Genomic DNA, 12,054 nt, shown 5'->3' with positions numbered 1-12,054 from the left:
CCTTAATGCTCTTCAGCGGGTGCATTCGGCGCGGCGCGGGCCCGCAGCACCGTGGCGGCGATCGCGCTCACGATGATGAGCACCATGCCGGCCCAGCCTATCAGGGGAATATTGTCGCCAAACAGAATCAGGCTGTAGAGCGCCGCGAACACAATGCCCGAATACTGCAGGTTGGCCACCATCAGCGTGCCGCCGTGGTTTTCCGACATCGAGTAGGCCTTGGTCATGGACAGCTGGCCCAGCGACGCCAGTATGCCTATGGGCGGCAGCCACAACGCGTGCTGCCAGTTCCAGGGCGTCACGCCCATCACCGCCATGCCCAGCGCGCCGGCCACCGCCGTGCCCACGGCAAAATAAAACACGGTGCGGGTTTCGGGCTCACCCATGCGCGAAATCGCCATGACCTGCATGTAGGCGAAGGCGGCGCCCAGGCCGGACATCAGGCCCACCAGGCCGGCAAAGGTCTGGTTCTGGTCTATGGCCGGGCGCAGCAGCATGACCACGCCGGTGAAACTCGCCAGGATGGCCATCACCAGCGGCCCCTGGCTGGAAAATAAAGCCCCCAGGCCTGCCGCGCCGCTCTCCGGCGCGGCGCCGGTTTTCGGCGGCGTCCACGCCATCAGCGCGCCGCCGACCAGGAAGGCCGCGATCCACACGCTGCTCATGTAGTTGAGCGTCATGGCGGTGGCCAGCGGCAAATGCGCGATGGCGTAAAACCAGGCTGACAGCGACATCACGCCGATCACGCTGCGCCAGGCGTGCATGGCCGGGTAGTGGGTGGCCAGCGTGATGCCGCGCGCACGCGCATAGGCCGCCATGAAGAGGATGCCCAGGACGCCGCGGTAGAACACCAGTTCGGCGCTGTTGAAATGCTCCGACGCGTACTTCACGCAGACCCCCATGGTCGCAAACATGAACGAGGAAAAAATCATCCAGACGGCTTGCATGGTGTGCGGCGGGCTTAAGGAGAGGGAAGGGTGAAACGAAAAAAGGCTGCGGCCCCGCCAATGTGCGGGACTGCAGCCATCATATGCACGGTCGCGACGTCAGATCATCTGTGTGGTTTTGCTGGCGCCCATCTCGCGGCGGTACCACTCGTGAAAGTGCTGCATGCCGTCTTCCATGGGGCTCTGGTAGGGGCCGAATTCGTTGTCGCCGCGCAGCAGCAGGGCCTTGCGGCCGGCGTCCATGCGCAGGGCGATTTCGTCGTCCTCCACGCAGGTTTCCATGTAGGCGGCCTGCTGGGCCTCGATGAATTCGCGCTCGAAGGCGCAGATTTCCTCGGGGTAGAAGAACTCCACCACGTTGAGCGTCTTGTCCGGCCCCTGCGGGTGCAGCGTGCTGACCACCAGCACATGGGGGTACCACTCGACCATCACGTGCGGGTAGTAGGTGAGCCAGATCGCGCCGTATTTGGGCGGCACGCCCTTGCGGTACTGCAGCACCACGTCGTGCCATTTCTTGTAGGTGTCGGTGCCCGGCTTGCCGAGCTTGTCCGACACGCCCACCGTCTGGACCGAATAGTCGGCCTCAAGCTGCCAGCGCAGGTCGTCGGTGGTGACAAAGCCGCCCAGGCCGGGGTGGAAGGGGCCGACGTGGTAGTCCTCGAGGTAGACCTCGATAAAGGTCTTCCAGTTGTAGTTGCACTCGTGCAGGTGCACCTTGTCGAGCTGGTAACCCGAAAAATCGAGGTCGGCCTGCGTGGCCAGCTGCGCCATCTCGGCCGCGACGTCGCGGCCGTTGTCCTCGAACACCAGGCCGTTCCAGGTCGTGGTCTTGTAGCGGTTCAGGTTCAGGCAGGGATCGATCTCGAAGTGCGGCGCGCCTATGAGCTCGCCCGAGGTGTTGTAGGTCCAGCGGTGCAGCGGGCAGACGATGTTGCTGCCGGTATTGCCGCGGCCCTGCAGCATGGTCGACTGCCGGTGCCGGCAGACGTTGGAGATCAGCTCTATGCCCGAGGCATTGCGCACCAGCGCCCGGCCCTCGCCCTCATGCGGCAGGGCGTAGTAGTCACCCAGGTTGGGCACCGCCAGTTCATGGCCCAGGTAGCGCGGCCCGTGCGTAAACAGCTTTTGCTGCTCCCGCTGGTACAGGCCGGCATCAAAGTAGCTGGAAATGGGGAGCTGGCTGGTGGCCTGCAGGAGACGAAGGCTGAGATCAGACATGCAAATTTCGGGTAAACATGCCGCCGCGCTAGGCTTTGGAGGCAGTTGACAAACCAGGGGAGCAGGCTGAGCGTCAGCCCACGGGTGAAAACAAGGCCGGGTATCCCGCAACGGGGTCACCGTTGTTATCGAGAACTGTTATCAATTGTACCCGCGCGGGGTGAATTCGGGGGCGTTGCGCGCCGCAGCCGGATAATACGAATATTGCATTTGCAAGCCCGGGCTACCGGGCAGCGCAATCCCTTCGCAACGGCCTAAAATCAGGCTTACATCCAAAGAACCATGGCCAAAAGCGCTTCATCCTCCGCCTCTTCGACTTCCCCCGCCGCAGCGCTGCCCGCCAGCTATGAGGCGGCCCTGCAGGAACTCGAGGAACTGGTGGACAGCCTGGAATCGGGCCAACTGCCGCTGGACCAGCTGCTGACAGGCTACCAGCGCGGCGCGCAGTTGCTGAAGTTCTGCCGCGACAAGCTCGAAGCCGTGGAAACCCAGATCAAGGTGCTCGAAGGCACGGAACTCAAGCCCTGGGTGCAGGAGTAAAGCGGCGGAAAAACCGCGACCCAGATACCCATCCAGACACAAACAGAGACCCCGATTGAACGCCCCTGACAAATTGCCCCTGTTCACGCTGAGCGACTGGAGCGCAAGACAGCTTGCCACCGTCGAGAGCGCCTTGTCCCGCTGGGTGGCTTGCCCCACCGATTCGCCCGCGCCTGCCGGCCTGGGCGACGCCATGCGTTATGCCGTGCTCGACGGCGGCAAGCGCCTGCGCCCGCTGCTGGTCATGGCGGCCTGCGAGGCCGTGGGCGGCAACCCCGAGGCCGCCTTGCGGGCCGCCTGTGCGGTCGAGCTGATCCACGCCTATTCGCTGGTGCACGACGATATGCCCTGCATGGACAACGACGTGCTGCGCCGTGGCAAGCCCACGGTGCACGTCAAGTTCGGCCAGGCCCAGGCGCTGCTGGCCGGCGATGCGCTGCAGGCCCTGGCCTTTGAATTCCTCACGCCCGAAGATGGGTCGGTCGACGCCGCCACGCAGGCGCGGCTGTGCCGCATGCTGGCCCAGGCGGCCGGTTTCCAGGGCATGGCCGGCGGCCAGGCGATTGACCTGGCCAGTGTGGGCATGCCCCTGGACTCGCAGCAGCTGCACGAAATGCACCGTCTGAAAACCGGCGCGCTGCTGGAGGCGAGCGTCATGATGGGCGCGGCCTGCGGCGCCGCGACGCCTGCGGCCTGGCAGTCCTTGCGCGACTACGGCGCGGCCGTTGGCCTGGCCTTCCAGGTGGTCGACGACATCCTCGATGTCACCGCCGACTCCGCCACGCTGGGCAAGACCGCCGGCAAGGATGCCGCCCAGGACAAGCCCACCTTTGTTTCGCTGATGGGGCTGGAGGCCTCCAAGGCTTATGCGCAGCAGTTGCTGGCCAGAGCCCTGGCCGGCCTTGACGCCAGCGGGCTGGCCCGCACCGAAGCCTTGCGCGCGTTGGCCGACATGCTGGTCAACCGCCATCACTAGGACAATAGCCAGGACACAGGCCTCGAACGGCGCGGCGTTGACAAAGCAGGAAAGCAGGAAAACAGGAAAATAGGAAAACAGGGAAGAGGATCCGGCCTCGCCATAACAACGACACCACGATGTACCCATTGCTCGAAACCATCCAAAGCCCCGCCGACCTGCGCAAACTGCCGCGCATCGGCCTGAAGCCCCTGGCCGATGAGCTGCGCGCCTTCGTGCTCGACAGCGTCTCCCAGACCGGCGGACACCTGAGTTCCAACCTCGGTACCGTGGAACTCACGGTGGCCTTGCACTACGTGTTTAACACACCCGAGGACCGCCTGGTCTGGGACGTGGGGCACCAGACCTATCCGCACAAAATCCTCACGGGCCGGCGCGAGCGCATGGGTAGCCTGCGCCAGTTCGGCGGGCTGTCGGGCTTTCCGCGCCGCGACGAGAGCGAGTACGACACCTTCGGCACCGCGCATTCGTCGACTTCGATCTCCGCCGCGCTGGGCATGGCGCTGGCCGCCCAGCAAAAGGGCGAAGACCGCCATGCGGTGGCCATCATCGGCGATGGCGCCATGAGTGCCGGCATGGCTTTCGAGGCCCTGAACAACGCGGGCGTGCACGACCACTGCAAGCTGCTGGTGGTGCTCAACGACAACGACATGAGTATCAGCCCGCCCGTGGGCGCGCTTAACCGCTATCTGGCCCAGCTCATGAGCGGGCGCTTTTACGCGTCGGCCAAGCATGTGGGCAAGCAGGTGCTGCGCGTGGCGCCGCCGCTGCTCGAGCTGGCCAAGCGCCTGGAATCGCATGCCAAGGGTATGGTCGTGCCGGCCACGCTGTTTGAAAACTTCGGTTTCAACTACATAGGCCCCATAGACGGCCACGACCTCGAGTCGCTGGTGCCCACGCTGGAAAACATCAAGCATTTGATGGACAACAACGGCGGCCCGCAGTTCCTGCACGTGGTCACCAAAAAAGGCCAGGGCTACAAGCTGGCCGAAGCCGACCCCATTGCCTACCACGGCCCCGGCAAGTTCGACCCGGCCATGGGCCTGCAAAAATCCAGCGCGCCTGCCAAGCAGACCTTCACCCAGGTCTTCGGCCAGTGGCTGTGCGACATGGCCGAGCACGACACCCGCCTGGTCGGCATCACGCCGGCCATGCGCGAAGGCTCGGGCATGGTCGAGTTCCACAAGCGCTTTCCGGGGCGCTACCACGACGTCGGCATCGCCGAGCAGCATGCGGTGACCTTTGCCGCCGGCATGGCCTGCGAAGGGCTCAAGCCCGTGGTCGCGATCTACTCGACCTTTTTGCAGCGCGGTTACGACCAGCTGATCCACGATGTGGCCCTGCAGAACCTGCCCGTGGTGTTCGCGCTGGACCGCGCCGGCCTGGTCGGCGCCGACGGCGCCACGCATGCGGGCGCCTACGATATTCCCTACCTGCGCTGCATTCCCAACATGAGCGTGGCCTGCCCCGCCGATGAACGCGAATGCCGCAAGCTCCTGTCTTCCGCCTTCGAGCAAAATCACCCGGTGGCCGTGCGCTATCCGCGCGGCGCCGGCGCCGGTGTCGAGCCCGAAGCCGGCCTGGAACCCTTGCCCTTCGGCAAAGGTGAAATCCGCCGCGAAGGAAGCGGCGTCGCCATCCTGGCTTTCGGCACCTTGCTCTACCCGGCCCTGCAGGCCGCCGAAAAGCTGGGCGCCACCGTCGTCAACATGCGCTGGGCCAAACCGCTGGACACCGAACTGCTGCTCAAGGTCGCGGCCGGCCATGAAGCCCTCGTCACGGTGGAAGAGGGCGCCATCATGGGCGGCGCCGGCAGCGCCGTCAGCGAAGCCCTGCAGGCTGCCGGCATCAACAAGCCCGTGCTGCACCTGGGTCTCAAGGACGAATTCATCGAACACGGCGACCACGCCAAACTGCTGGCCATGCAGGGCCTCGATGCCGCAGGCATTGAAGCGTCCGTCACCGCACGTTTCAGCACGTTGCTGACCAACAAGCCCGCCAAGCCGGCGCTCAAGTCCGTCGCTTGAGCGACTGAGTTCGCCACGGCCTGAAGGCTGTTCAACCCAGCATGAGCCGTGGAACCGGCTTTGCCGGGCCACAGGCGGGCGGCCCCGGAGGGGCTGGAGCCCGCGGCTCCAAGCCTGCCTGCGCAGGCTTGGACGGGCGACAGAGGCGAAGCGTCTCGCGAGCCGCGGCCTGCAAGGCCTCACGACCCACACGAAGTGGGGGAGCGTGGGGGCACACCTTCAGCTTGCTGTCAGCTCTTCAAGGGTAAACCCGCCCGGGTGACACCCCCCTGATTTTTAGAATTCCCCAGGACCTGCGCAGGCAGGCAGTTTGGCTGGCGCGTGCGCGGGCCCCAAGGAATTCTATTTTTCACACTTCGGAGTCAAGTTGATGGATCGTCGTTCACTCATCAAGCACGCGGGCGTTGCCGGCGTGCTGGCCGCGGGCGTCGCGCCCGCCGTTCATGCGCAGGCCGCCGTCCGATGGCGCCTGGCCTCCAGCTTCCCCAAGTCGCTGGACACGATTTACGGCGGCGCGGAGACCTTCGCCAAACACGTCAAGGCGATCTCGGGCGGCAAGTTCGAAATCTCGGTCCATGCGGCCGGCGAGCTGATGCCCGCCTTCGGTGTGGTCGACGGCGTGCAGCAGGGCTCCATCGAAGCGGCCCACACTGCTCCCTACTACTTCTTCGGCAAGGATGAGACCTTTGCCATAGGCGGCGCGATTCCCTTCGGCCTGAACAGCCGCCAGATGAGCGCCTGGACCTTCGAGGGCAACGGCCTGAAGCTGATGCGCGAGTTCTACGCCAAATACAACATCATCAGCTTCCCCTGCGGCAACACCGGCGCGCAGATGGGCGGCTGGTTCCGCAAGGAAATCAAGTCGCTGGCCGACATGAAGGGCCTCAAATTCCGTGTCGGCGGGTTTGCCGGCAAGGTCATTGAGCGCCTGGGCGGCGTGCCGCAAAACATTCCCGGCGGCGAGATTTACCAGGCCCTGGAAAAAGGCACCATAGACGCGGCCGAATGGATAGGCCCCTACGACGACCAGAAGCTGGGCTTCAACAAAGTGGCGCCCAATTACTATTACCCCGGCTGGTGGGAAGGCGGCCTGCAACTGGACCTCTACATCAACCAGAAGGCCTACGATGCGCTCACGCCCGAGTACAAGGCCATCGTCGAAGTCGCCAGCGCGGCGGCCCACGTCGATATGCAGGCCAAGTACGATGCCAAGAACCCCACGGCCCTCAAACAGCTGGTGGGCGCCGGCGCCAAGCTGCGTCCCTTCCCCGGGGACGTCATGAGCGCGGCTTTCAAGGAGTCCATGAAGCTCTACGAAGAGCTGTCGGCCAGGAACGAAAGTTGGCGCAAGGTCTACGCCGATTATTCGAAATTCCGCGGCGACCAGAACCTGTGGTTCCGTTTCACTGAAGCCACTTTCGACCGCTTCATGCAAAGCCAGAAACTGTAAGCAGGCCTTCCCGGGCTATATGCCCGGATGCCAGCCCCGAGCACGCCTGCCCGCGCAGGCCCGTGCCGGAAAAAGCCGCCCATGGGGTGGCTTTTTTTTGTGGAAATCTATGCTGATCTACGGGTAAGAACGGGGTAACTTTCCGAAAAAGAGTGACAAAGTGTCCATGCTCCGCCGGCACGTCCGGGACGCTGCAACTATTGCAGTATCTGGCCGTGTGGCGGACCCCCTACGGAAAACTTCTATAACTTCAGGAGAGAGTTTTATGGATCGTCGCTCACTAATCAAGAATGCCGGTATCGCCGGTGTGCTGGCCGCCGGCGTGGCGCCAGCGGTTCATGCCCAGGCCGCCGTGCGATGGCGCCTGGCATCGAGCTTCCCGAAATCGCTGGACACCATCTTCGGCGCGGCCGAGGTGTTCGCCAAAGCCGTCAAGAACATGTCCGGCGGCAAGTTCGAAATCTCGGTCCATGCGGCCGGCGAGCTGATGCCCGCTTTCGGCGTGGTCGACGGCGTGCAACAGGGCTCCATCGAGGCGGCCCATACCGCGCCTTATTACTTCTTCGGCAAGGACGAATGCTTCGCGCTGGGCTGCGCGATCCCCTTCGGCCTGAACAGCCGGCAGATGAGCGCCTGGATGTACGAAGGCAACGGCCTGAAACTGATGCGCGAGTTCTACGCCAAGTACAACATCGTCAACTTCCCGGGTGGCAATACCGGCGCCCAGATGGGCGGCTGGTACCGCAAGGAAATCAAGTCCGTCAAAGACATCAAGGGCCTGAAGATGCGCATAGGCGGCTTCGCCGGCAAGGTGCTCGAGCGCATAGGCGGCGTGCCGCAGAACATCCCCGGCGGCGAAATCTACCAGGCGCTGGAAAAAGGCACCATCGATGCCGCCGAATGGGTGGGCCCGTATGACGACCAGAAGCTGGGCTTCAACAAGGTCGCGCCGTTTTATTACTACCCCGGCTGGTGGGAGGGCGGCCCCGAGCTGGACTTCTTCATCAACAACAAGGCTTTCGAGGCGCTCACGCCCGAATACAAGGCCATCGTGGAGGCCGCCGCGGCCCAGGCCCACGGCGAGATGCAGGCCAAATACGATGCCAAGAACCCGGCGGCCCTCAAGCAGCTGGTGGGCGCGGGCACCAAGTTGCGGCCTTTCCCCACCGACGTGATGAATGCCGCCTTCAAGGAAGCCATGGCCCTGTATGAGGAGCTCAGCGCCAAGAACGAGAGCTGGAAAAAAATCTACGCCGACTACTCCAAGTTCCGCGCCGAGCAGAACCTGTGGTTCCGCTTCACCGAGGCCACCTTCGACCGCTTCATGCAAGCCCAGAAGCTCTGATTCCCGCGGGGCCTGCGCGCCCCGTCAGGAATTTGCAAGCCGCCTCCCAGAGGCGGCTTTTTTATTCTTGAAACAGGGTGGGTAAAACGGTGTGATCTCGAAGTAAAAGCTGACAAAATCCGGAGCTGGCCTTCGCTTGAGGACGCTGCCTTTACCGGCCGTACCGGCTCGAGAGGCCCGGCGGGCGCCATTCAGGCCCCGCACGTTTGACAAACTTTCAGGAGATAGTATTTTGGATCGTCGCTCCCTTATCAAAAACGCCGGCATTGCCGGCGTTCTCGCTGCTGGCATCGCCCCCGCGGTTCACGCGCAGGCCGCCATACGCTGGCGCCTGGCTTCCAGCTTCCCCAAGCCGCTGGACACGATTTACGGCGCCGCAGAAGTGTTCGCCAAGAAGGTCAGCGAGATGACCAGCGGCAAGTTCCAGATCAGCGTGCACGCGGCCGGTGAGTTGATGCCCGCCTTCGGCGTGGTCGACGGCGTGGGCCAGGGTTCCGTGGAAATGTGCCACACCGTGCCTTACTACTACTTCGGCAAGAACGAGGCCTTCGCCATCGGCGCGGCCATTCCCTTCGGCATGAACTCGCGCCAGATGTCGGCCTGGATGTACGAGGGCAACGGCCGCAAGCTCATGAACGAGTTCTACGCCAAGTACAACCTCGTGAGCTTCCCCGGCGGCAATACCGGCACCCAGATGGGCGGCTGGTTCCGCAAGGAAATCAAGACCGTGGCCGACTTGAAGGGCCTGAAGTTCCGCATCGGCGGCTTTGCCGGCAAGGTGGTTGAGCGCCTCGGCGTGGTGCCGCAAAACCTGCCCGGCGGCGAAATCTACCAGGCGCTCGAAAAGGGCACGCTCGATGCCGCCGAGTGGGTGGGCCCTTACGACGACCAGAAGCTGGGCTTCAACAAGGTCGCGCCCTTTTATTACTACCCCGGCTGGTGGGAAGGTGGTCCTGAAGTGGACTTCTTCATCAACAACAAGGCCCTCGAAGCCCTGCCCGCGGAATACAAGGCGATTGTCGAAAGCGCCGCCTCGCACGCGCACATCGACATGCAGGCCAAGTACGACGCCCGCAACCCGACCGCGCTCAAGCAGCTGGTGGGCGCGAAGACCAAGATCCTGCCCTTCCCCAAGCCCGTGCTCGACGCTTCGTTCAAGGCCGCGATGGACTTGTACGGCGAACTCGCCGAGAAGAACCCCGACTGGAAGAAGATCTACAGCGACTACCGCGCTTTCCAGAAGGACCAGATCCTCTGGTTCCGTTTCGCCGAGTCGCGCTTTGACACTTATATGCAAGGCGTGACCCTGTAAGCGCTGCTCGTGCATAAAAAAACCGCGACGTGTCGCGGTTTTTTTTCGCCTGCTTTTTCAGGGCAGCGGGGGCGCCCTTAGCGTTGACTGCGGAAGGCCTTTAGCTCGCTGACAAGGCGCTCAAACTCGGCCACCATCTCAGGCGAGGCCGCATAAAACACCGCAAACTTGCCCATCAGCGTGCGCACATAGAGGCGCGGCGCGATCAGCCATTCGAGCCCGCGCACGCGGATCAGCTTGCCGTAGGCCAGCTCGCGCAGCTCCATGTGTTTGTCCCAGACCCAGCTCTGGTGTAGGCCCTGCTCATCGATGCGCGTGACGCTGCGCAGGATGTGCCAGCCGGTGTAGCTCACCAGCAGCAAGCCCGCGATAAACCAGCCGCCGGCGGCCGATGCACCCGAGGCCCTGCCGGCCAGCCAGGCCTGCGCAAAGGCCGCGGCCAGTGCCGCCACGATGAGGGTGGCCAGGATCTTGAAGGTCACGGAAAACGCCGGCCCCGAAATGCTCCCGCCCGTGGGCGTGAACTTGAAGGGCGGCGGGCCGAAATAGGGGCTGGGTGCGGGTGTGGGGTCCATGGCGTGGCGGGTGATGATGTACGGGCAGGGCTGGGGCTCGGACTGGTAGCCCAGGGTAGCAAAAAAAACGCCCCTCGCGAAAGGGGCGCTGGCAGCCTGTGAGGCGGGCGGCTTATTTGGTCTTGAACAGCTCGTCGACCTTTTTCTGTTCGTCTTCGGCGGTCGGCTCTGCCGGCGGCGCAAGGGGATCGCTGCCTGCCGCGCCGCTGGCCGCGCCCGCGGGCGGGGTGGCGCTGTCGTCGACCGGCACTTCGATCTTGACCTTGTCCAGGTCTATCACCGCGGGCTTGTCGAGGAAGACGGTCACCGTCTGCGGCACGAAGATCACGATCGCCACCAGGAGCAGCTGCATTGCCACCCAGGGAATCGCGCCCAGGTAGATGTCGTTGGACTTGATGGGTTTGGGGATGCGCCCTTCCTTGAACAGCGTGTCGGCGATGCCGCGCAAATAGAACAGCGCGAAGCCGAAGGGCGGGTGCATGAAACTGGTCTGCATGTTCACGCACAGCAGCACGCCGAACCAGATCAGGTCTATGCCCAGCTTGTCGGCGACAGGGCCCAGCATGGGCAGGATGATGAAGGCGATCTCGAAGAAGTCGAGGAAGAAAGCCAGAAAGAAGATGAAGGCATTGACGGCGATCAGGAAGCCGGTCTGGCCGCCGGGCAGGCCGGTGAGCATGTGCTCGACCCACTTGGCGCCGTCCACGCCCTGGAACACCATCGAGAAGACGCGCGCGCCTATCAGGATGAACACCACCATGGCCGTCAGGCGCATGGTGCCCATCATGGCTTCCCAGGTCAGCGCGCGGGTCAGGCGCTTGTGCATGGCGGCCAGCACCAGCGCGCCCACCACGCCCATGGCACCGGCTTCGGTCGGCGTGGCAATGGCGGTATCTATGCCCGGCAGGCCACCCATGGAGCCCAGCACCGCGAAGATCAGGACGGCCGAGGGGATGATGCCGCGCAGGCACTTGGCCCACAGCGCCCAGCCGTTGAGCGTGCGCGCGTTTTTGGGAACGCCGGGCACATGGTCCGGTTTGAACACCCCGAGCGCGAAGGTGTAGCCCGCGAAGATCAGCACCTGCAGGATGGAAGGGCCCCAGGCGCCCTTGTACATGTCGCCCACCGAGCGGCCCAGCTGGTCGGCCATGACGATCAGCACGAGGGAAGGCGGCACCAGTTGCGTGATGGTACCCGAGGCCGCCAGCACGCCGGTGGCGTAGCGCATGTTGTAGCCGTAGCGGATCATCACGGGCAGGGAGATCATCGCCATGGCGATCACCTGGCCGGCCACCGTGCCGGTGATGGCGCCCAGGATGAAGCCGACGATGATGACCGAGTAGCCCAGGCCGCCCTTGGCGGGGCCGAACAGCTGGCCCATGGAGTCCAGCATGTCCTCGGCCAGCCCGCATTTCTCAAGGATGGCCCCCATGAAGGTGAAGAAGGGAATCGCCAGCAGCAGATCGTTCGACAAAATGCCGAACATATTGAGCGGCAGGTTGGACATGAAGCTGGCCGGGAACCAGCCCATCTCGATGGCCAGAAAGCCCGAACCCAGCCCGAGGGCGGCCAGCGAGAAGGCGACGGGGAAGCCGATCAGCATGATCAGCACGAGGCCCGCGAACATGATCGGGGCAAAGTTTTCCATTTGCATGGGGTAGTCC

Annotated in this window: 10 protein-coding genes; 6 read left to right on the top strand and 4 right to left on the bottom strand. The window is 63.9% G+C overall.

The window, feature by feature from the left end:
* Positions 1 to 2: 2 nt before the first annotated feature.
* Together ACEN8I_RS07475 and ACEN8I_RS07470 are read right to left on the bottom strand one after the other, a co-directional pair.
* The gene (locus ACEN8I_RS07475) at positions 3 to 947 is read right to left on the bottom strand and encodes a DMT family transporter (protein WP_413327681.1); all 945 of its coding nucleotides are present in this window, start codon (positions 945 to 947) and stop codon (positions 3 to 5) included.
* Between the two features lie 99 nt (positions 948 to 1,046).
* A complete protein-coding gene (locus tag ACEN8I_RS07470) occupies positions 1,047 to 2,165 on the bottom strand; it encodes an aromatic ring-hydroxylating oxygenase subunit alpha (RefSeq protein ID WP_413327679.1) in 1,119 nt (372 codons plus the stop codon).
* Between the two features lie 282 nt (positions 2,166 to 2,447).
* Between ACEN8I_RS07470 and ACEN8I_RS07465 the strand changes: the two genes are divergently transcribed.
* The 6 genes from ACEN8I_RS07465 to ACEN8I_RS07440 all read left to right on the top strand — a co-directional run bounded on the left by ACEN8I_RS07465 (position 2,448) and on the right by ACEN8I_RS07440 (position 9,815).
* A complete protein-coding gene (locus tag ACEN8I_RS07465; protein WP_413327678.1) occupies positions 2,448 to 2,705 on the top strand; it encodes an exodeoxyribonuclease VII small subunit in 258 nt (85 codons plus the stop codon).
* Between the two features lie 55 nt (positions 2,706 to 2,760).
* Complete coding sequence (locus tag ACEN8I_RS07460) at positions 2,761 to 3,681, top strand: polyprenyl synthetase family protein (protein ID WP_413327677.1); 921 nt, start codon at positions 2,761 to 2,763, stop codon at positions 3,679 to 3,681.
* A 119-nt stretch (positions 3,682 to 3,800) separates the two neighbouring features.
* Positions 3,801 to 5,708 carry a 1-deoxy-D-xylulose-5-phosphate synthase gene (dxs, locus tag ACEN8I_RS07455; protein ID WP_413327676.1) on the top strand — a complete coding sequence of 636 codons (1,908 nt, stop codon included), beginning with the start codon at positions 3,801 to 3,803 and terminating at the stop codon, positions 5,706 to 5,708.
* Positions 5,709 to 6,078: 370 nt separating this feature from the next.
* Positions 6,079 to 7,158: a TRAP transporter substrate-binding protein gene (locus ACEN8I_RS07450; RefSeq protein WP_413327675.1), complete on the top strand. Its 1,080-nt coding sequence runs from the start codon at positions 6,079 to 6,081 to the stop codon at positions 7,156 to 7,158.
* 265 nt (positions 7,159 to 7,423) lie between these two features.
* Entirely contained in the window at positions 7,424 to 8,503 is a 1,080-nt protein-coding gene (locus ACEN8I_RS07445; RefSeq protein ID WP_413327673.1) for a TRAP transporter substrate-binding protein, read from the top strand.
* A 232-nt stretch (positions 8,504 to 8,735) separates the two neighbouring features.
* Positions 8,736 to 9,815 carry a TRAP transporter substrate-binding protein gene (locus ACEN8I_RS07440; RefSeq protein WP_413327672.1) on the top strand — a complete coding sequence of 360 codons (1,080 nt, stop codon included), beginning with the start codon at positions 8,736 to 8,738 and terminating at the stop codon, positions 9,813 to 9,815.
* A gap of 77 nt (positions 9,816 to 9,892) precedes the next feature.
* On the opposite strand, the gene ACEN8I_RS07435 is transcribed toward ACEN8I_RS07440, so the two are convergent.
* A complete protein-coding gene (locus tag ACEN8I_RS07435; RefSeq protein WP_413327671.1) occupies positions 9,893 to 10,390 on the bottom strand; it encodes a hypothetical protein in 498 nt (165 codons plus the stop codon).
* 112 nt (positions 10,391 to 10,502) lie between these two features.
* Positions 10,503 to 12,044: a TRAP transporter large permease gene (locus tag ACEN8I_RS07430; protein ID WP_413327669.1), complete on the bottom strand. Its 1,542-nt coding sequence runs from the start codon at positions 12,042 to 12,044 to the stop codon at positions 10,503 to 10,505.
* Positions 12,045 to 12,054 lie beyond the last annotated feature (10 nt).

The organism is Polaromonas sp. CT11-55, assembly GCF_047303325.1.
Classification (GTDB): domain Bacteria; phylum Pseudomonadota; class Gammaproteobacteria; order Burkholderiales; family Burkholderiaceae_C; genus Polaromonas.
Note: the sequence above shows the minus strand (reverse complement) of the source record. Positions and strands in the feature narration are given on the sequence as shown.